The 20,420-nt window shown below is 62.6% G+C and carries 17 protein-coding genes; 11 read left to right on the top strand and 6 right to left on the bottom strand.

From position 1 onward, the window contains the following. Window positions 1–3 precede the first annotated feature (3 nt). Genes trbF through CDQ92_RS08265 form a run of 3 tightly spaced genes read left to right on the top strand, consistent with a single transcriptional unit; the run spans window position 4 to window position 2,863 of the window. Window positions 4–816 carry a conjugal transfer protein TrbF gene (trbF, locus tag CDQ92_RS08275; RefSeq protein ID WP_088440923.1) on the top strand — a complete coding sequence of 271 codons (813 nt, stop codon included), beginning with the start codon at window positions 4–6 and terminating at the stop codon, window positions 814–816. Next, window positions 813–1,631: a P-type conjugative transfer protein TrbG gene (gene trbG / locus CDQ92_RS08270; protein WP_088440922.1), complete on the top strand. Its 819-nt coding sequence runs from the start codon at window positions 813–815 to the stop codon at window positions 1,629–1,631. Before trbF ends, trbG begins: the two co-directional genes overlap by 4 nt. Beyond that, complete coding sequence (locus CDQ92_RS08265; RefSeq protein WP_229667143.1) at window positions 1,628–2,863, top strand: TraB/TrbI/VirB10 family type IV secretion system protein; 1,236 nt, start codon at window positions 1,628–1,630, stop codon at window positions 2,861–2,863. The genes trbG and CDQ92_RS08265 overlap by 4 nt, the downstream gene beginning before the upstream one ends. Before the next feature lie 297 nt (window positions 2,864–3,160). Here CDQ92_RS08265 and pgl read toward each other — a convergent pair whose 3' ends face one another. After that, on the bottom strand, window positions 3,161–3,868 hold the full coding sequence (gene pgl / locus CDQ92_RS08260; RefSeq protein ID WP_088441480.1) for a 6-phosphogluconolactonase: 708 nt from the start codon (window positions 3,866–3,868) through the stop codon (window positions 3,161–3,163). Window positions 3,869–4,667: 799 nt separating this feature from the next. Between pgl and CDQ92_RS08250 the strand changes: the two genes are divergently transcribed. Further along, entirely contained in the window at window positions 4,668–5,024 is a 357-nt protein-coding gene (locus CDQ92_RS08250; RefSeq protein WP_088440920.1) for an amidohydrolase family protein, read from the top strand. Here CDQ92_RS08250 and CDQ92_RS21285 read toward each other — a convergent pair. Then, window positions 5,019–5,309 (bottom strand): hypothetical protein, encoded by a 291-nt coding sequence (locus tag CDQ92_RS21285; RefSeq protein WP_162291068.1) that lies wholly within the window; start codon window positions 5,307–5,309, stop codon window positions 5,019–5,021. The genes CDQ92_RS08250 and CDQ92_RS21285 overlap by 6 nt on opposite strands. Between CDQ92_RS21285 and CDQ92_RS08245 the strand changes: the two genes are divergently transcribed. Together CDQ92_RS08245 and CDQ92_RS08240 are read left to right on the top strand one after the other, a co-directional pair. Next, window positions 5,300–6,046, top strand: a complete 747-nt coding sequence (locus CDQ92_RS08245) for a type IV toxin-antitoxin system AbiEi family antitoxin (protein WP_229667147.1) — start codon at window positions 5,300–5,302, stop codon at window positions 6,044–6,046. The genes CDQ92_RS21285 and CDQ92_RS08245 overlap by 10 nt on opposite strands. A gap of 22 nt (window positions 6,047–6,068) precedes the next feature. Beyond that, complete coding sequence (locus CDQ92_RS08240) at window positions 6,069–6,959, top strand: nucleotidyl transferase AbiEii/AbiGii toxin family protein (protein WP_229667149.1); 891 nt, start codon at window positions 6,069–6,071, stop codon at window positions 6,957–6,959. A gap of 262 nt (window positions 6,960–7,221) precedes the next feature. Here the strand turns inward: CDQ92_RS08240 and CDQ92_RS08235 are convergent, their stop codons facing one another. After that, window positions 7,222–9,618, bottom strand: a complete 2,397-nt coding sequence (locus CDQ92_RS08235; RefSeq protein WP_158213803.1) for a CHAT domain-containing protein — start codon at window positions 9,616–9,618, stop codon at window positions 7,222–7,224. Window positions 9,619–10,095: 477 nt separating this feature from the next. On the opposite strand from CDQ92_RS08235, the gene CDQ92_RS08230 reads away from it, so the two are divergent. Then, window positions 10,096–10,674, top strand: coding sequence for a J domain-containing protein (locus CDQ92_RS08230; protein WP_088440917.1), 579 nt, complete (start codon window positions 10,096–10,098; stop codon window positions 10,672–10,674). A 634-nt stretch (window positions 10,675–11,308) separates the two neighbouring features. On the opposite strand, the gene CDQ92_RS08225 is transcribed toward CDQ92_RS08230, so the two are convergent. Together CDQ92_RS08225 and CDQ92_RS08220 are read right to left on the bottom strand one after the other, a co-directional pair. After that, window positions 11,309–12,424, bottom strand: coding sequence for a DUF1996 domain-containing protein (locus CDQ92_RS08225; protein WP_158213802.1), 1,116 nt, complete (start codon window positions 12,422–12,424; stop codon window positions 11,309–11,311). Between the two features lie 295 nt (window positions 12,425–12,719). Next, window positions 12,720–13,712, bottom strand: a complete 993-nt coding sequence (locus CDQ92_RS08220) for a DUF1996 domain-containing protein (protein WP_158213801.1) — start codon at window positions 13,710–13,712, stop codon at window positions 12,720–12,722. A 549-nt stretch (window positions 13,713–14,261) separates the two neighbouring features. On the opposite strand from CDQ92_RS08220, the gene CDQ92_RS08215 reads away from it, so the two are divergent. The 3 genes from CDQ92_RS08215 to CDQ92_RS08200 all read left to right on the top strand — a co-directional run bounded on the left by CDQ92_RS08215 (window position 14,262) and on the right by CDQ92_RS08200 (window position 17,722). Continuing rightward, window positions 14,262–15,365, top strand: coding sequence for an acyltransferase family protein (locus CDQ92_RS08215; RefSeq protein ID WP_088440914.1), 1,104 nt, complete (start codon window positions 14,262–14,264; stop codon window positions 15,363–15,365). 104 nt (window positions 15,366–15,469) lie between these two features. Then, window positions 15,470–15,988 carry a hypothetical protein gene (locus CDQ92_RS08210; protein ID WP_144035721.1) on the top strand — a complete coding sequence of 173 codons (519 nt, stop codon included), beginning with the start codon at window positions 15,470–15,472 and terminating at the stop codon, window positions 15,986–15,988. A gap of 348 nt (window positions 15,989–16,336) precedes the next feature. Beyond that, a complete protein-coding gene (locus CDQ92_RS08200; RefSeq protein WP_088440911.1) occupies window positions 16,337–17,722 on the top strand; it encodes an O-antigen ligase family protein in 1,386 nt (461 codons plus the stop codon). On the opposite strand, the gene CDQ92_RS08195 is transcribed toward CDQ92_RS08200, so the two are convergent. Next, entirely contained in the window at window positions 17,670–18,779 is a 1,110-nt protein-coding gene (locus CDQ92_RS08195; protein ID WP_158213800.1) for an acyltransferase family protein, read from the bottom strand. The two genes, CDQ92_RS08200 and CDQ92_RS08195, sit on opposite strands and share 53 nt — an antisense overlap. A 144-nt stretch (window positions 18,780–18,923) precedes the next feature. Between CDQ92_RS08195 and CDQ92_RS08190 the strand changes: the two genes are divergently transcribed. Next, window positions 18,924–20,357: an oligosaccharide flippase family protein gene (locus tag CDQ92_RS08190; RefSeq protein WP_144035720.1), complete on the top strand. Its 1,434-nt coding sequence runs from the start codon at window positions 18,924–18,926 to the stop codon at window positions 20,355–20,357. Window positions 20,358–20,420 lie beyond the last annotated feature (63 nt).

Here is a 20,420-nt window from a genome sequence, read left to right as displayed (position 1 = left end):
CCGATGAAATTCAAACGACCCATCCAGCGCTACGGCCGCACCCCCGAGCCGGTCACGCCCTATCAGCGCGCGGCCCAGGCTTGGGACGACCGGATCGGCGCCGCGCGCGTGCAGGCGCGAGGCTGGCGAATCATGGCGTTCGGCGGGCTGCTGCTTTCAACCGCACTTGCCGCCGGGCTAGTCTGGCAGTCGGTGCAGAGCCGCGTGACCCCATATGTGGTGGAAGTCGACCGGCTCGGCGAAGCGCGCAGCGTCGCGCCAGCGGTATCCGACTATAATCCCACCGATCCGCAGATCGCCTGGGCGCTGGGCCGGTTCATCTCGAACGTGCGCGGCATATCGCTCGACCCCGTGTTGATGCGCGAGAACTGGCTCGCCGCCTATGATTTTACGGGTGAGCGCGGCGCACTCTTCCTCAACCAATATGCCCGGTCGGCCGATCCGTTCGCGCAGGTCGGAACGCGATCGGTTTCGGTCGAGATCGTCAGTGTGGTGCGCGCATCGCCCCGGTCGTTCCAGGTCAAATGGCGCGAGAGCCTATTCGAACGCGGCAGCCTCGCCTCGACGTCGCGCTGGACCGCGATCCTGACCGTCGCCGTCAAACCGCCGCGAACGGCCGAGATTCTGCGCAAGAACCCGCTCGGCCTCTATGTCGAGGCGATCGACTGGAGCCGCGAATTTGAAGCCGCCGAGCCTGTGCGGGCAGGGCGCGATGGTCAAGAAGTCGAGGCCGCGCCGCTTCCCGGGTCCGCGCCGGAGCTGCCGCTGGTGCCCGCCATCCCGATTTCCACCGCATCCGAAGGGAAAATGCCATGAAGCCGATTCTGATTTGCCTGCTCGCCGCCGGAACGGCGGTGGTGCCACCTGCACAGGCGGCACCGGGCGGGAGCGCGGAGCGCGTTCGCGCCGCTGGCGCGGCAGCCGTCAAGGAACCGCGGCGCGAAGATTATCGCGGTGCGATCCAATCCTATGCCTATGCCGAGGGCGCGATCTACCGACTCGTCGCCGCGCCCGGCCATGTGACCGCGATCGCGCTCGAGCCCGGCGAAGCGCTGCTCGCGGTGGCCGCTGGCGACACCGCGCGCTGGACCGTCGGCGATACGGTGAGCGGCGCAGGCGAGCAGCAGCGTATCCACATCATGATCAAGCCGCTGGCGCCATCGCTCGCCACCAACCTTATCATCACGACCGACCGGCGCGTCTATCATCTCGCGCTGACCAGTACCGCGGCCACCGCGATGGCTGCAATCCGCTGGACCTATCCTGACGACGCGCTGCTCGCGATCAAGCGGGCCGCCTCGGCGATGCGCGAGCAGACGGCAGGACGCTCGGGAGTTGATCCCTCGGCGTTCAACTTTGGCTATCGCATCAGCGGTGACCGCGCGCGATGGCGTCCGCTGCGCGCCTTCGACGATGGGCGGCAAACCTTCATCGAGTTTCCGCCGAGCCTGGCGCAGGGCGAGGCGCCGCCGCTGTTCGTGACTGGGGACAGCGGCAGCCCTGAACTTGTCAACTATCGTGTGTCGGGACGCTATTATGTCGTCGACCGTCTCTTCGACCGCGCCCAGCTGAGACACGGCACCAAACGCCAGACGGTTGTCCATATCATCCGCGCAGGGGACGCACGGTGAGCGGGGAAGATCCAGACACCAGGGGCGAACGGGCCGACGTGGCTGCGGAAGATCGTCCTGATACGCTTGTGAACGCAGCGCCGACCAAGATCGATCCCGAGACGCTCGTGCTGCGGGGTTCGCCGCGCCGGGTCACGCGTTTCCGACGCGAGATCATCATCGGCGTGGCGGTCGTGGGCGCCTTGGCCATTGCGGCCGTGACATGGATTGCGCTCAAGCCCATGTCCTTCAGGCTCGCGGTAACCGGCGACGAGATGTTCGAAAAGGCGCAGGGCAAAACGCCGGAAGCGCTCGCTGGAACACCGGGCCGCTATGACGAGATTCCCAAGCTCGGGCCGCCGCTGCCGGGCGACCTCGGTCGGCCGATCCTTGAGCATCAGCGCAGAATGGGCGGGCAATATCCCCCCGCGCTCGCGACAGACGACCGCGCTGCCGCGCTCGAGACCGAGCGTGAGCGGCGAGCGGCCGAGGAGACGGCGGCGCGCCAGTCGGCCGTCATGATGTCGATTGGCGGTCGACGCGAGGAATTGTCATCCGGTGGCGCGCGAAGCGGAGTTTCACCGCCATTGGCCGAGCCAGAAGTGCCATCGGCGCGAGCCGCTGGCCCGGGGCCGACGATTGCAGCGAGTTCGAACGTCAGCCCGCATCGTATCGAGGCAGCGGCATCGCCGTGGCTTATCAGCAGCGGCAGCGTCATCGCGGGAAGCCTGGTCACTGGCCTCAATAGCGATCTGCCGGGTCTCGTCGTTGGCCAGGTCAGCGAGAATATCTACGACAGCATTACGGGGCGCACGCTCCTGATACCGCAAGGCGCGCGGCTGATTGGGCGTTATGAGAGCGATACGGCTTACGCGCAGCAGCGAGCGTTCGTCGTGTGGCAAAGGATCATCTGGCCCGATGGCGCATCGCTGACCCTCGACGATGCGCCCGCCAGCGATGCCTCCGGCTATGCCGGGATCAGGGACCGCGTCGATTCGCACGGCTGGCAACTGATCAAGGGCGTGGTGCTCTCCACTCTCCTCGGTGTCGGCACCGAGCTGAGCACCGGAAACGACGAGAGCGAGCTCGTGCGCGCAATGCGCGGGTCCGCGCAGCAAAGCGGAAGCAGGGCAGGCGACCGGCTCGTTGGGCGGAGCCTCGACATCAAGCCCACGCTCATCATTCGGGCCGGCACGCCCGTGCACGTGCTCGTCCACAAGGATCTCGTGCTGCGTCCATGGACCGGGAGCTGACGTCGATGACCGCATTGAAGCTTCCGAAGCTACCCGATCGCCCGCCGATCAAAATTCGATGGGCATGATAGTGTTCGGCGTTTCCTACTCGCCAATCGGAAGCGGCCAGTCCTCAAAGAGACGAAAAATTTTGAGTTTCCGGCAAAGCGATGAATGATTGTAACGCCTGCCGCGCTGCTCAAATAACTGGCCGGAATGGGGCGAAAACTGATGCCGAAGCCGGACCGCCTTGGTCGCCGGCCTCGTTTTTTCTGTCGGGCCGCGACGCGGCCGCACGACCCGATCGGCGCTCTCGCCTCAGGGCGCCCAATGGATATCGACCGGTAGCTCGGTATCTGCCAGGACGCGGCCGATCGGGTAGGGCGAGGCGCGGCCCTGATCGATCGCGCTCTCGATCACGGCGCGCTTCTCGTCGCCCCGGACGGCGATCAGCAAGGCCCTGGCCGCGGTAATTGCTCTGAGGCTGAGGCTCACGCGCGGTACCGGGGCGTCGGCGGGCAGGGGATCGGGCATGACCCCCAGGGCGCGCTGGGTCTTGGGGCCGCTGATCGCATCATCGAAATCCGGTCCCGGAAAAATCGAGGCGGCATGACCGTCACGGCCGACGCCGAGGAGACAGAGGTCGAGCGGCCAGTGCAGGTCCTGCATCAGGGCATCTGCGGACCGTCCCGCCGCCTTGTAATCTGCGGCAGCGTTCGGAACGATCGGCATCACGCGCGCGCCTTTCGGCAGGAAAAATTTGGCCAGCATGGACACATTGCAAAGCGGGTCGCTGAGCGGGACAATACGCTCATCGCCGGGCACGATCGTCACGCGCTTCCATTCCAGCTTGGCCGCGGCCAGCGCCTCGTAGATCGGGATCGGCGTCTTGCCGCCGGCAAGCGCAATCACCGCGGCGCCGCGCGCGTCGATCGCGCTTTCGATGATGAAGCCGATATCGCCAGCGACGGCCGCTGCCATTTCGGCCGCATTGTCATAGTCCCACCATTCGATTTCTTCGTTCACGCAATCTTCCTTGTCATGCTCGTCTTTAGTGCTGGCGCTGCGCCGAAGGCTGAAGCGCGGCACGCGCCGCTCTATTGCCTGTTCGGCCTGATGGCCAGCCAATCTCTGATGATGGTCGCCGAGCGACGGTCGCAGCGACCTTGCGCATTCAGGCCAGCGTGGCCGCCTGACTTGCGTGGCAGTCGATCGATCGCGGCGAGGCCCGGCAGCACAGACGCAAATCTGCCCGCTTGCGCGCCATTGCTCTGCCGATAAATTTCGCTCGATTGCCGTTCTTGGCCAAGCAAAAAGGCCGCGCCAGTGGAACGCGGCCTTTCCGGCATATGCATGCAGCCCCCCCCGGCCCCCAGGGAATTAGAGGGGCCAAAGTTACGGCAAATTTACCGTATTGGCCTTGGGCGTCAACCGACGCTCTAACGCGGCGGTTCCAAAATGGGACACTGCGATCGATCGCCGCCAAATGGGCGCTCGATTTACGAGGCAGCGATATTGGGCTAAAAGTCGAGCGAGCGATGACCTGAAGTTCAGGCGAGGGGTCAGATCCGCAAATGGGGCCACGCTGATCAATGCCGCAACCACCGACTGACCCGCGCCAACCGGAGCCGGAAGACGACGCATGGCTTTGGGCGCTGCTGGCAGGGACAGCGCTGCTTTCGATGATCGGGATTTACAGCGGCGTCGCGAACTAGCGCCGGTATCGCCTGAACCGGTCCGATAGGCCGATAACGAGAGCCCTTCTGGGCACCATTGTTCTTCCGAGGGTGTATCAATCGGCGCGCAAAAGGGACCCCCTTTCACGATGGCGCAAGGTGGATCGGACACGCCCTTCGAAGTCTTGAACTCGGCTACCGCTATCAATGCTGAAATTCTGGGGATGGAGGGGAAACTCGGTTGCATTTCCCCAGGTGCATTCGCCGATCTACTCGTCGTTGATGGCGATCCGCTTACGGACCAAAGCTTGCTGTTTGAGGATTCGACCGGAATTCACTCTGTCTGGAAGTCGGGCAGGCCGCTCGCGAGTCTCGCCATAAGCTCGGGCGTAGCTTCATCGAGCCAGCGTAACGGCGACAAGGCGAGTTGCAGGCTGCTCTGCTTTCAGAAAAAGTGGGGACAGCCGGGCTTCGGCGATCGCGTAGATGTCGCGCACAGCTTATAATGCGCCATGGCGATCGCGGATCAAAGAAGGTAGCGGAATATTTCGGAGCCGCCGCTCGAAGGCAAGGCGCATGTCGGCCATGATTTGCTTCGCTTCAGGGAGGCGTAGCGCGGTTACAAACTGCTGAGCCATGGACGTGCCAGATTTGGAATCATCGGAAAATATTCTTAAAATAAACCGGGAATATGGCTTGGAAAGAGATTCCGAGGCGGAGGGTTGATTTTCATTGATAATTATGCCATAAATATACCATGAGCCTATCACGATCAGAAAAATTGAAGCCATTGCTCGACGCATGGGAGCCGCACAGCGTCGCGACCACCGTTCATCTCAAGAGCCTTGGAATAACGCCGCAGGATCTCCAAAATTACACCTCGTCGCGCTGGCTCCTGTCGCTCGGTCGCGGCGCCTTCAAGCGCCCAATGGAGACTGTGACCTGGCAGGGCGCACTGTATAGTATACAAGCGCAATTGCGCCTGCCCGTCCACGTAGGGGCGCTAACCGCCCTCGAGATGTCGGGGAACAGTCATTATGTCCGGTTCGCAAACACCAAGGCCTACCTGTTCTCGCCGCTCAACGTAGCGCTGCCACTCTGGTTCAGAACCCATTGGGGTGATGATGTCCGGCATGTTCAAACCAAGCTCCTGCCTCCGGACCTCGGGCTGAGCGAGCGGCAGGCGCCTGAAGGCTTTACGCTTAAGACGTCCAGCGTCGAACGCGCCGCCTTGGAGTTGCTGCACCTTGCTCCGAAAGAGTTCGACCTCGTCGAGGCCGGGATGGTCGTCGAGAGCATGACCTCGATACGGCCCAAGCTCATGCAGACCCTGCTGGAGCAATGCGCCTCGATCAAGGTACGCAGGCTGTTCCTCTACCTCGCGGAGCGAGCCGATCTGCCGGTGATGCGCCATCTTGACCTCGACAGGATCAATCTTGGGGCCGGGGATCGAAGTCTCGTGCCGAACGGGCGCTATGTCGCGAAATACCAGCTGCTACTTCCCAGGGAACTGGTCGATCATGGCTGAACCCTATCGCGACCAGGTCCGGTTGCTGCTCGACATCCTGCCGTTGGTGATGGCGGAACCGGTCTTCGCGCTGAAGGGCGGCACCGCCATCAACCTGTTTGAATGGGATTTGCCTCGCCTCTCGGTCGATATCGATCTCACCTACTTACCCAATCATGATCGCCAGGAATCGCTGGCCGCGATCGCCGGGGCCTTGGCGCGCGTCGGTGCCGAGATCGAGCGCCGCTTGCCGCCGACCCGTGTCACCCAGGCACGGCAAGGCGGTGAGGGCATGGAGGTAAAGCTAAACTGCCAGCGCGTCCGCACGCAGGTGAAGATCGAGGTAAATCCATCGCTTCGCGGCCACCTGATGCCGGTGCGCGACCTGGCATGCTCCCGCCAGGTGCAGGAGCAATTCGAAGTCTTTGCCGAGGCGAGATGCGTGTCGCATGGCGAGCTGTTCGGCGGGAAGATCTGCGCTGCACTTGACCGGCAGCATCCCCGCGACCTGTTCGATGTCAAACGCCTGCTTGACCAGGAAGACCTCACGGACGAGGTTCGCCGTGGCGTGATTGCCGCCTTGGTCAGCCATGGCCGCCCGATCGCCGAGCTTGTCGCTCCCGCGCGGAAGAACCAACGTGAAACCTTTCGATCGCAGTTTGAAGGCATGCCGTTTGAAGCATTCACTTATGACGATCACCAGGCAACGCTTGAGCGCCTGGTCAGAACGCTTCGCGAGTCGTTCACCGATGACGATCGCGATTTTCTCCTGTCATTTGAGACTGGCGACCCGACTTGGAGCCGTTTTCCGATCGGCGTGCTAGCCGAGCTTCCGGCGCCGCAGTTCAAACTGAAGAACATTCGCAAATTTCGCGAGGCCAACCCGTCGCGCCATAAGGCAGCTCTAAACGCACTGGAAAAGTCGTTTACATAAGGGATCCGGTCCGAACCCGGTCAAACGTCGATCGGGGGGCGGGCAGACCTCGGTCATGGCGGGCGATTCGCCGAGCGCCTGGTCGCCCCGCCTCCCTGGGTCGCATAGAGGCGGGGCTGCAAGGTCAATTGCATGCTGCGCGTTAAGATATCGTGCAGCGCTCCGCAGAAGCGGCGCCAGGGGTGAGACCGAGCATCGAGGTGCACGGGCTGAATCAGGGTAGGCTATCCGCATGGTAGGCTGACGGGTCACGCCGTCGCAGCTAGTTCCTGCTCGCCTCATTGGCGTTGATGCCAGCATCCCCGATCAGCGAAAAGGGCGCCCACGCGCTCGGATGTGACCAGCTTTTAAGGTAGGCATCATCGCGCGGATCATCGCGTATCTCCCGCGCTACGCGCTGCAGCGCCTCGGCGCGCGACAGTTGCGGACTGGCCTCCAGAACCTCGAAAAGTCGCACGGTGAGCACGGTCGCGACATCGTCGCGCACCGGCCAGTGCGAAGCGAGCAGGCTCTCGGACCCCGCAAAGAAAAAGGCGCGCGCGAGCCCCGAAAGGCCGGGGGCACCGGCGCGGCCATCGCCGGCGGCGGTGTTGCACGCCGACAGGATGACCCACCCGGCAGCGATATTGAGGGCCGCCACCTCGCTGGCCGTCAGCAAGCCGTCGTCGGCCTGGCTGGCGATTGTCGGTGGGGTAAAGACCAGCCCCGGCTCACCGTTATCGCCGAGCTCGCCCGCAACAAGCCCGTGGGTGGCAAGGAACAGCACCGAATGCGAAGCGAGGTCAGCCGTTTTCAGATTGGCCTCGGTCGCAGCATCGCCAAGGAACAGCTGCGCATTGCCCGATCCCAACAGCGCCGCCATCGCCTTCAGTTCTTTTTCGGTCCCCGGCAGCCGCGCGAGGCGGCGCAAGGCGGCAGGATCGGCAAGCCGACCCGCGTCGCTCGATGTCTGCCACATATTGAGGGCGGACGGCCCGGGGCCGCCGCGCACTGGGCGGGCGCGCCCTTCGACCCCGCGCGTTGCGGCGACGCCGTCGAGGCTCGGATCGCCGAAGCCGATCATGCTGGTCTCGCCACGCCGGCTGTCCCGGCCAGCCACTGCACGGAGAAGCTGCAGCGATTGCAGCGAGGGCAGCTGCACGATCGCGGTCGTATCGGCAAACCAAGGGGTCGCGCGCAATGAGGCCGGGTCGCCGTCACTGCCGACCGGTGTCTCGGTGACCAGGATGCCGAGCGGCAGCGAGGAAATCGAGCCCGTGGCCGAGGTAAACAGATGACGCTTACCCGCAAGTGCCGACCGCACCGGTGCGATCAGTTCTGCATAAAGGCGATACGCCGTGCCGCGATCGAAGGGAAAATCGCCCTCGCCCTCGGCGGACCATCGCGCATCTTCCTCGGGGGTCACGTCGATATTGGCGCCGACATCCCACAACAGGCGGCGGACGTGCCCGGCGAGTTCGGTCTCGGTCAGGCCCGATCGGTGCCAGTTGATGCCCTCGCGCGTCACGATCAGACTGTGCGTGCCGCGGCTCGTCGGCACGATCATCAAAAAGGCCTCGTCGGCTGCCAGCAAGGCCTTTGCACCCGCTTCGTCGAGCAGCGCCGGTTTGACCAGCTCGGCATAGCCCGGCGTCGCCGCTGCGAGCCGGGCATCGATGGTCTCCAACGCGCTATTCGCGACGCCAATCTGCTGCCAGAGCGCGTTGTCGGCTTCGCTTCCGCTTTTCATGCCTTCGCTGCGGGCAAACAGCGCGCTGAGCTCGGCGGCTTTGGCATCGCGATCAGCAGCAAGCGCCGCCGACCCGGACGCGGCCGCTGCCCGCTTGGCGGCTGCGCGCGCCAGCGCGCGCGACGTGCGACCCGCCATGATATCCTGAAGAATGAGCAACGCGTCGCTGCTCGCGGTCGGGCCTTTCGGAGCGGCCTCCCACAGCGCGTCGGCGTAGAGATGCGACCATTCGGCAAAACTTTCTTCGCCCGTGTGGGTGGACGGGTCCTTCTCGGCAAGCTCGACCATCTGCTCGTCGAGCACCCCGACCCCGAACCCGCGCCGATAGGCAAGCGATGAGGCCGCGGCGATGCGCGCCGATGATAGAGCGGCTGCTGGTTCGGCATCGTCAAGCGCGAGCCTCGCATGGGCGGCAGCGGCCATGCCAAGCGCTTTGCCCTCGACCGTGCGGCCGCGCGGCACAATATGCTCCGCCGTGTCGGTCAGCGCGGCGCCGCCTTCCCACGCGGCAAGCACCTCGGCGAGCATCTTCGCGGCCTCGGATTTGCGTCCGTCCTGGACAAGCGAATGCGCGAGCGCCCTTGCGACATAAAGCGTATCGCTCGCACGGTCGCCCTGGATCGTTCGCCGAATCGCGAGCGCGCGCATGCGAAGCGCGGCGTCTTCCGCCCATCGTTTCGCTGCATAAAATTCGAAGGCAAAAAGCTGGAGCGCGTCCGCATGGGCAATGCTGGCTTCGCCATGATAGTCGGCGATGAGCTCTGCCCGTTCGCGGAGCAAGGCGATGCGTCCGGCCTTGTCGCCATAAGGCAACGCACTCTGGCGCTGCCTGATCCCCGTCATGCGGGTATCGAAATCGAGCTTGCGGGTTTCGTCGAGGGCAACGGGGGGTTGGTCATAGGCCGGCAGGCCGGGCGCAGCCGTCAGCATACACCCCGTCGCCGCTAGTATTGCGATCCATCCCCGCATGGCCATTCGTCCTTGCTGCTCGACCGAGCGCTAGCCGCTGTTGGTCAATGCCGCAATGCGGCGACAAGGATGGCGGCGTCGTCAGCCAGCTCCGCCTAACGCACCGCCCTGCCGATGTCGGTTCGGCGCCCGCAGACTTGAACACGACATTGCCTTCGCTTCGAGGATGCGTGGACATTGGCGGGCACCGCCATGAGGCTGCGGACGGGAAGACAGGCGTATGGATTGCCGTCTAGCCTGAACGGAAAGGGCAGGAGCCCGGGCTAAAGCGAGGCGCTGCTCCTGCCGACTGCGCAGCTTTATTTTGACAAGAAGACCGTGGTCATGAGAGGAACCGTGGTCGCAACGGTGCGAAGATCCGGCTCGGGGGCGGGGCCGAGGCAGAGCGGCCGCTGGTGGCGGGACGGGGGGAAACAGTTATGATCGGAACGCCGGGCGATGAGTGAAGGCCAGCCATTCAACGATCTTTATGACATTCTCCACGTCGATCCGGGCTGCGACGACCGCGAGCTTGAGGCCGCCTACCGCTTCCTCGCAAAACTCTACCATCCCGATCGCCGCGAAACCGCCGATAGCGACAAGTTCAACGCGGTGGTCGAGGCTTATCGGGCGCTGCGCGACCCCGACCGCCGTGCCGAATATGACGGGCAATATGCCGAACATGGGCGGTACCGCCATTCGCAGCGGTTCCGCGACAATCAGGCGTCCACGCCCGAGCAGTCCGCCGTCAGCGACGCTGCGGCGCACGCCAGGATCTTGCGTTTTCTCTACGACAGTCGTCGCAAGAATGCCGAGAACGCAGGAGTGGCGGGCTTTTACGTCCAGGAAATGCTGGGCTGCACCGACGAGCAGTTCCAATTCTACCGCTGGTACCTCCTTGCCAAGGGATATGTCGAGACCAATGAGCAGGGCGGGCTTGCGATCACCGTCGATGGCGTTGACAGGATCATCGCAGAATCGCGCAAGACGGTAGAAGAGATGCGGTTGATTGCACAGGCGGCCCCGTCGGACGACTAGCGCCGCGTGAAGGCGGCTGGATTTGAGCGGACGAGCGTCTGTAAGAGCACCTCGCGGTCCCAAGCGCAGTGGTAAGCCCGCCTGAATTGCCGGCGACTGCGGCGATGCGCAGCCGATGAGAGAAGAGACGCGGCATCCCTGCGGTAAGCCTTGTGCCGTTTTTAGCGACCGGAGCGGGGGTCGCTGGCTTTGTCGTCGCCGTCGGCGCCTGCGGCGCGGCCTGCAACGGGCTGCAGCGTTCGCGGCCGGTGGGTCATGGTTGTCCTCGGTGACCTTGGCCGCGGGCAAGGAATTGACCTTCGCCCGCCTTTTTACGGTGAAGCATTTGGCCGAATATTAACCACTCGGTGCTAGACGAAAGGTCTCTCGCCGCGCTGCCACCCAGACGTGCGGGAGGATCCTGTCTCGCGACGGTCAGCCCATGACGTCGCGAATCAGAAAGGCGCTGTTGCTCGTCAACAGAGCCTTTTTTGCTGGCGGCTGCGATCGCCTGCCGCACATGCGACGGCGCGATGACGGGTGACAATCTTCGCATGTGGTTTCCAAGCGTGCCAAGCAGCGCCGTAAAGCTAATGCTTTTGCCCGACAGGGCGATCCTCGGGCCGCCGTTGATGTTGTCGTGGCCCAGTACGTCCTAGCGAGCGGAGTCGGCAGCATGACGATGATTGGCGGCAGGATCGCCGTTTTCGGGTACCGCGACCAGTCGGGGCGAAACCTGCCGCGGGGGATAATGTTTGCCGCGGGACAGAATCTGGCCGTCCCCCAGATCGCCATCCGAACAATTGAGGAGCTTGTTGAGACATGCCGCTTCCCATCGAAGACGTATGTCGTCCTCCCAGGCTTCGAAATAATCGCTGTGGAAACTGGCGCCCGGACGGCGCAGCGCAGGCGGCAGCATGGCATCGCTCGAAAGCTGCCAAAGCCTGGGTTCGTCGCCCGCTTCGATGCTGTAGCCAACGCCCATGGTGAACTGAGGGATGATGTAAGGATGCGAGGCGGGACAGGCGTTCTGCCCGCTGTTCCGGTCGCGGACCATGTCTGCCAAGTGGCTGCGATGGTCGGATGAATCGAGATCGACACCGTTCCAGCATTGCGGGGTGGCAATGGTGGCCGACAGCCATTGCCCTGGCTTGCAGACCTTCATCGGCTCGACCATGTCAGGGAAGGCAGCCGTGGTCGGTTTCCAGACGTTCACGCACTTGAAGTTGAACAGCTTGGCGTTTTCCGGCTGCGGCTCATTGGGGCGGGTTTGATCCCAGCCGAACACAAAGCGGAGTCCCCGCGGGATGCCGACGCAGCTCTTGCCCGCAACCTTGCATGCCGGATCACTGGCGGGGCGGCGCTTGTAATAGATCGACACGGAATCGGGGCGAACCACATTGCCCTTGCCGTCGAGCATGGCTGGCATCCAATAGGCGGAGCGGTTTAATTCATTCTGGCAGGTGCTTTCGCCGGACTTGCGCAGGCTCTCATAGGTCGAGTGAGCATTGGCTCCGAGGTTGCCGAAAAACTGGTGCAGGTGCGCCTTGCCCGGTTGACCGGGGTAAACGACGGGGTCGTCATAGCTTAGCTGCCCCGGACCGCACAGGAAGCGAAAGGCGCCGACAACATCAGGCGCGGCGCTGGGCGGAATGCGTTTGGGACCAAGCAAACTGGCCACCGGCAGTCCCGACGGTACCTGTCTTACTTCGCCGGCATTCCTCGAGAGATTTTCCTCGCGTGCATCGCCGGACAGCGCCGCGGCGGCCAACACCCATGTCAGCGCTAGCATTTTCATCGGCCTTCGCCAGTCGTTCGCCCGCTATTATCCGATGGCCGCCCGGACCCAATATCATGAAGCTTTTTCAACGCCGTCATCGGCTTACGTTACCGCAGCTTCGTAGCGAATGTCGATAGGATCGGATGATCGCCAGGCCGATCCAGCTAAAGCCTGCTGCGAAACTTGACGAGAAACTGCCGGTCGCCGCCGCTTGTGCTAACCGAACGGACGCCGCGTTGCCGCGCCAATGGCATTCGGCGCGCGCTTGCGCGGTAAAAGGGACGGCTCAGCTGCCGGATAGGCCCACAAGACGTGGGCTGGCGGTCCAGCTGGCTTCCCAGCTCTGCTTCATCCGCTGGCCGTTGCCAAGGTCGCCGCCCGAACAGTTCAGCATCTTGTCGATGCAGTTTTTTTCCCACAGATCATGCACCGTCGGATCCCAAGCCATGAAGAAATCGGCGTGAAAAGTATCGCCGCGCTTGTGCGTCGGCGATGTGTCCATTGCGTCGGAGACAAATTCGTACGTCTCGCCGGCTGCCTGGGTATACCAGACCCCCATGACGAAGGAGGGGATCACAAAGGGGTGGGTTGTTGGACATTTCAGATAGCCCCAATTGCCATAGGAGCCGTAGGACAAATGGCTGCGGTGATCGGCGCTGTCGAGGTTCTTCCCGTCCCAGCAGTCGGGCGCGCTCATTACCACCCCGATCCGGTTGCCGACCGGGCAGCCATCCTGAGCTTCCTCGAAATTCTTCCAGTCCTTGCGCGTGAAGGACACCGGCCCGTCACAGTTGAAGTGCATTTTGCCCGTCGGCGCATCGGCCAGGTTGAGCATGTCACGCCCAAAGATGAATCTTAGGCCATTGGGCAGGGTCGTTGCTTTTCCCTGATATTGGGGGTGGCTCGGATCGGACACGACCGGATCCGACGATGGGCGCCTCTTGTAATAGATTGACACATAATCGGGCCGGACCACCTGACCTTTGCCGTTGAGCAGCGCGGGCACCCAATAGGCCGACCGGTTCACCGGCGACATACAGGTCGAATTGCCAGTGGTCCGCAGCGAGGTATAGGTCGAATAGGCATCGGCAGCATCGTTGCCAAAGAACTGGTGCAAATGGCTTCTACCCGGTTGCCCTGGGAACACGATGGGGTCGTCTTTCTTGAGCTGGCCCGGCATGCAGATGAAACGGAACGCGCCAACCACGTCAGGAGCGGCCGATGGGGGCAGCGGCGTCGACACCAGTTCACGCATCGGATCGAAGTTGCTGGCGATCACGGCAACGCCCTGCGTTGCCGTGCTTTCCGATCCTGCGGAACTTGCGGGCGCCGGGGTCGGCGTCGGTGCGGGCGCTGGCGCTGGCGGTAGAACCACGGAATGGGCAGAGCTGCTGCTGTCCGAACCCCCGCCGCCGCCGCATGAGGCGGTTACGAGAGCCAAGGCGGACACTAGACCAAGACGGCGCATAGGTTTTCCTTTGATGGTAAAATCATGCTGCGATTTGTGGCTCAGGCGAACAGACCAAGGCGTCTGCGGCGAGCGCTGCTGGTCCGTTGGCGCCAAGCCACGGGCAGCGCCGACAACGGCCAAATTCCTGATTCAGCAATTCTGTGTGCAACATGATGATCGTCCCCGCGGCCCTGAGGGAGGAGGTGCCACGCAAACGCTAATTTGAAGTAAAGGCTTCTGGCCGTTGCCACGATAGGGGACCGTCGCCGCAGTGGACCCGGCCTCCGCAAGTCGGGCTGCATCGCATCGCGAAACAGGCGCACGCAATGGCGGGTGACAGCTTGCGCCCGGCCGGGGCGGCGCGTATCGAGATGGTCGATGGACCAACGTCAGCCGATCGGGCGCAACGCGATAATCGACGGCTGGCGGGGAATCAGCGTTCTGATGGTCGTCATCGGCCACCTGTTTGCCTATCGCGCACCCGAGGTTTACCCGATCGGCGCGCTCAATTCTCTGGGGTTGTCGATAGGCGACAAGAGCCTAGCCATCGTGTCATCGCTCGGCACGCTCGGCGTCAGTTTCTTTTTCATGATCAGCGGCTATCTGATAACGACTTTGCTCGTCGCGGAGGAAAGCCAGCGTGATCGGGTCAGTCTGCGGGCTTTTTATGTCCGGCGCATCTTTCGTATCATGCCAGCCTTCTACACCTACGTGATTGTCATCTATTTGCTGGGGCAATGGGATTTGGTGCGCGTCGACAATGGGGCGGTGCTGCGCAGTGCGCTCTATGTCTGCAACTATGCCGGTTTTTCCTGTTCATGGTGGCTTGCCCACACTTGGAGTCTCGCGGTCGAGGAGCAATTTTACCTAGTGTGGCCGCTGATCTTTGCGTTCGTAGCCGCTTTTCGCATCAGCGCCGCCGTCATCCTTCTGGCGGGTCTGTTCGTCGGTTCGCTGGTCTTCGCACCGCTCGGCAGCTTCATCTATATCATGGTCGGCGTGCTGGTCGCATTGTCCGCCGGTTTGCGGCAGCGCTTCGCGCGCGTCGCTTCCCGCTATATCTGGCTCGCACTTGCGGTGCTGATATCCTTGCCTGCAGCGCCGCGCGTCGTCGGACAGATCGCGGCCCACGCGCAGCCCGCGCTGGTCGCCATGATCCTGTTCGGCACCTTGCTTGCTCGCGATGAGGGATGGCTGCAAAAGCTGCTGCGGCAGCCGTTTCTGACCCGCGTGGGCTTGATTTCTTACAGCCTGTATCTCTGGCAGCAATTGTCGCTTGCGCCAGCCCATTGGGGAGGTGCCGCGACCGGCGCCGACACGCTTTATAAGGGTTGGGACTTGATGCTCGCCTTCGCGTTCATTCCCTTGGCGATCGCGTCCTATTTCTTGATCGAAAAGCCCATGGTGCGGATCGGACACCGGATATCGCGCCGCATCATGCAGCAGCGGCGCGAACCGGCGAGGGCGCGATCGTCCGCCTAGCCTGGTCGGTGGCGTGGTCTTGATAGCCGATCCGCCGCGTTGCGGCGCCGTAGCGCGAATTGTTAACATTGATCGGGTAATCCCGCAGGCCAGAAGGATTGGTCATGGCTCGAGTTATTCTGCTTTCTGTTGTGCTGCTGGGCGGCTGTTCGCCCGGGGCAAGGGATATCCCCCTGTCCGGCATCAACCTCACCGACATGCAAACCGTGCGTACGATCCGGGAGCAACTCGCGCCGCAGGATGGGATCGCCTTTGCCAATTATGTTATCCGGCATCATGCGAAATCGGCCAGCTATTGTGGCAAACCACTGCTCGACGCCGACGGCAAGGCGCCCGCAACCGTTGGTGACGCCATCGACCTCGCGGTGCGCCGTGATGCTATGGAGCAGGCGGCCTTGCTGGCATCGCAGGCACCCAAACACCCCCTCCAGCTTGCTCGCGAGGAGTGGGACATGTTGCAGCGCGACCGCGACATTGTCATCGACACCCAGACCCGCCTCCGTTCAGAATTTGGTGATGGTGCCAGCCGCCGACCGGAATGGGCGTCGCTGGTAACCCGGTCGGCCGAGATCGACCGGAAACTTGTCGCCATGAAGCCGACCGTCTTCGGCGCGGAGCGCTAGCGCCGCGTCTCGCGGCGGTCTTGGGGTGGATAGGTTCGGAGCCGGACTTGGCCGACCATTTGGATGAACGGTATGACTGAAATTCGACGAACCTGGACCTTCATCCGTGATCGCCGCGCCCGCTGCAAACTCCGGCGCCCGGCGATGTCCGGTGGCAGGCGCAATTTTGCATGCTTCACGGCCCCGACCGTGCCAATAGCGAACATGGAAGCAATGAAGAGGAACGACATACTGACGCTATTGGCTCCGCTGCCGCGAATAGGCTGGGCGGTCTTGACGAAGACGTGTCGCAGCTCGTGCTCGTCCGCGCCTTTCGCTGCGCTTGAATGCTGCTAAGGCACAATCGCCATGCGCATCATTGCACTTATCTTCATATTGTTGGCCATTCCCTTGGCCGTCGCTTGGCTGAAGGCAAGGCCCTCGCAGCGTAAATGGGCCTATTTCGCAGTCGGCGTGCTTCCCTTCACGATCAGCGCTCTCAACCTCGATGCGTCGCTGATTTCTTGGCCAGCTTGGTCGGGCTATGCAAAAGGCCTGATTGTCACCCTGCTCGACTCGCTTGCCCTGGCGCTGGTCATCGTTTCGCGCGCGCCGGCCCGTCGCCTGCCGTTTCTGGCGCTGCTCATCGCCTATCTCGTCGCCGCCGGGCTTTCGATCGGCTTTTCGACCGTGCCGATGAGCACAAGCTTTTACGTGTTCCAGCTGATGCGCGTGGTCATCCTGTTCATGGCGGTAGCGTCTTTCGCCGGGCAAACCGGTGCCTTGCGCTGGCTTGCGATGGGGCTGGCCACCGGTGCGATTTTTCAGGTGGTCGTGACGATCGATCAGAAATTCTCGGGCGCTGCGCAGGCGGCCGGTACAATGGGGCACCAGAACCTGCTGGGGCTCATGCTCCATTTTGTGACCTTGCCTCTTCTGGCGTTCCTGCTGGCGGGAGAACGCCGAAAGATCTTCATGTTGGGCGTGCTCGCCGCGCTGGTAGCTGTCGCATTCGGCGCTTCGCGCGGCGCGGTCGGCTTTGTCGGCATTGGCATGGCGATCCTGTTTTTCCTGTCGATCGTGCGCAAGCCGACCGCGCACAAATGGAAAATGGCCGGGCTCGCTGTTCTGGCTCTCGCTGTCGTCACTCCGGTGGTGATTGCGAGCTTTGGCGATCGTTACGAAGTGCGTCCGGATTCGGAAGGCTCGACTGAAGAACGAATCTCCTTCGAGGCGGCGGCCAAGGCCATGTGGTCCGATCATCCGATGGGCGTGGGAGCGAACCAGTATATCCTGATTGCCAACGTCAGCGGTTACTCCGAACGAGCGGGGGTGATCTGGAACTTTGAAAGTCGCTCGGCACCGGTGCACAACATGTATCTGCTGATTGCGGCGGAAACCGGATGGCCCGGGCTGATTACTTTCGTGATGCTTATTATCTGGTCGATCCTGCGCGGACTTGCGTTTGCATTTGGAAACCGAACGGACCCGCGCGGGGAAATCGTGCTTGGCGCCAGCGTCGCCATATTGGTGCTCGCGCTGCACGGCTTGTACGAATGGGTCTTCGTCACATTTTATGCGCAATATGTCTTTGCGATCTCGCTCGGTATTATTGCGGGGATCATTCGCCAGGTCGAACGCGAGAAAATGACTAGCAAGCAGCCGCCGCGGCGATCAGCGCGTCAAGGCGTCGCGCAGCCGGTCAGGGATGACCGGTCTGCACCAGCGGCAGAGGCGGTTTCCGCCGCGGGGTGAGCCAGCCCAACATGCGCTTCTCGACGCGGTGGTGCAGAAATTCGGCGACCAGCAAGGCGGCAAGCGCGAAGGGAATCGCGATCAGTGCGGGTGGCTGGTCCGCGAGCCAGGGGATCTGGCGGGCTAGCTCGATCGCCAGCGTCACCAACAGGATGTGAATCAGGTACAGAGCGTAGCTGCTGTCGCCAAAATGGCCGAGCTTGCGAACGAGCGCCGAGGGCGCCCGCGCGGCTTCGTGCATCGCGAGGCCGAGGATCAGCAACACACTGGGGACGCCCCACATGACGACCGAAGGCACTCGCTCATATCCTGCCGCGATGCCCGCCCCGAACAGGATAATTGCGGTCATGGTGATTGTGAGACCGCCGCGGCTGGGCAACTTGCCCGCCACCAGCAGCCATCCGATCGTCGCTCCGGCAATAAACTCGATGAGCAGGCTGCTGGTGACCAGGGTCCATACCGGATGGTCGATCGGCAGCACTGCACCCGCCGCGACCGAGATCGTGAAAAAGCCGATCAAAATGATCAGGCCCCGGCCGGAGCCGGCCAGCATCGCCAGTCCAAAGCAGAGATAGAAATACATCTCGAACGCGAGCGTCCACGCCGGGCCGATGATACTCGATGCGTTCCCGGGCAAGAGCAGGAGCGCGCCCGCCGCTTCCCGGGCATCGATGTGGTAGGCTTGTCCGATGAGGACGTGGACGGCGACGTAAAGCGCCGCGCAGAGCCAGTAGATCGGATAGATCCGCAGCAGACGCCGCCGGAAGAATGTCTTTGCCGCAAAGACTTTGCCAGGCGGATTGGTGTACACCATGATGAAGCCGCTGATGACGAAGAAAATATGCACGCCAACCGCGCCGAAAGCAAAAAGATAGGATTCAACCGCGAAGAAGGGGGGCGTGAACCGGATCGCAAACGCCTGGTGGACATGGAATAGCACCACGAGCATCGCCGCAATGGCGCGCATCAACTGAATCGAATGCACCTTTGCCGGGAGCGCAATGCCCGTTTCGGCGGCTGGCTCGTACCCCGTTTCGCTGATCAAACCTCTGCTCATACCCGTCCCTCGTTCACCTATCCCTATTATCACCGCATATCCGTTTGTCATTTGCCTTGATCGGCGGCACTGCTAAGGGCCGTCGGTCGATAGGGAGTGGCCTGCTGCACGCGGCGACGGGTTCGAAGAAGGCGAGTGTATCACGTGGATGACCGCCCGCCACAGGATGCGTCCGGCCTGGGCCCGCGCTCGCGAATGATCGCTGCGGTGCGCGGCATTCTACATCCGCGGCAGGCGATTTTCGGCGCCGCAGGCTGGGTGACCGCGACCTATGTCGCGCAGCAGGCGCTCCGCCTCGGCTCGAACATCATTCTCGCCTGGCTGCTTGCCCCCGCTTTGCTGGGTACAATGCTGTTGATCAACACCCTGCGAACCGGCGGGGAATTGCTCACCGACATCGGGGTCGGGCAAAGCATCGTAAATCATCCCCGCGGCAACGAACCGAATTTTTACAATACCGCCTGGACCATCCAGATCGTCCGCGGACTGCTGTTGTTCGTGTTGGCAATGCTGCTTACGGCGCCGATCGCCCATGGCTATGACAACCCCGAGCTGCTGTTGCTCTTACCGGCGGTCGCTCCGATTTTCATTATCACCGGGCTTACATCACCGGCGCGCTTCCTGCTCCAGAAGCAGCTCGCGGTCCGCAAACTGGCCTTGTTCGATCTGGCTTCCGCGGGTTTTGGCACTCTGGTCCAGATCGGGTTTGCATTATACATGCCGACGATCTGGGCGCTCATTTGGGGCCTGCTGGTTAGTACCGCGATACCCGCGGTGGCGAGCTTCTTTTTGATCGACTGGCGCTCGCACCGGCTGGCATGGGAGCGCGAAGCGGTCCGGGCGATCGTCCATTTCGGCAAATGGATATTCCTCGCGTCGCTGGTCTATTTCCTCGCGATGAACTTCGATCGGCTCTACTTCGCCGATGCGATCCCGCTCACCCTGCTCGGCATCTACGGCATTGCCCGGACCTTTTCTGACACGATCATGCAGCTGTTTCAGCGCCTTGGAAGCCTCCTGATCTTTCCGCGCGTTTCGGCCTCGGCCCTGCGCGGTCGTGACTTGCAACGCGCGATCGGACCGATGCGCCTGCTGGTTCTGGCGAGTGTGTCGGTCAGCCTGGCGTTCGGCATCGCGATCGCCGATGAACTTATCTACTTGCTCTATGACGATCGCTACCGGGCGGCGGGATTTTTCCTGACCGTATTGCTGGTCGGCACGTGGTTCGGAATTGCGGCAACGATGGCTGACGCAACAATGATGGGCATCGGCAAACCAGCGAACGTCGCCTTGAGCAATGGCGTCAAACTGGGGGTAATCGTTGCCGCACTGCCTTGGGTACTGACGCATTACGGGATTAACGCCGCGCTTGTCGTGTTCGTGCTGGCAGAGGCGTTACGCTACGCCATGCTGACCTGGCGCCAGCGATCGCTGGGACTGAGCTTTATCCGCCAGGACGTGCTGATGCTGGCTATTTTTGTCGGTCTGATTTTCCTGTTCCGCGAAGCCACCGCGCTACTGGGCTTCACCGATGGTATGGCCGGGTGGCAGGTGCTGGCATCGGTTTCGCATCTTTGATGGATCTGCGGCGGGTCGCCACGGTGGCTGGCGCCCTTGCGTGTGCGTGCGGATTCTGGACCG

Source organism: Sphingopyxis bauzanensis (genome assembly GCF_002205675.1).
Taxonomy (GTDB): domain Bacteria; phylum Pseudomonadota; class Alphaproteobacteria; order Sphingomonadales; family Sphingomonadaceae; genus Sphingopyxis; species Sphingopyxis bauzanensis.
This window is presented reverse-complemented; position numbering and strand designations above follow the sequence as displayed.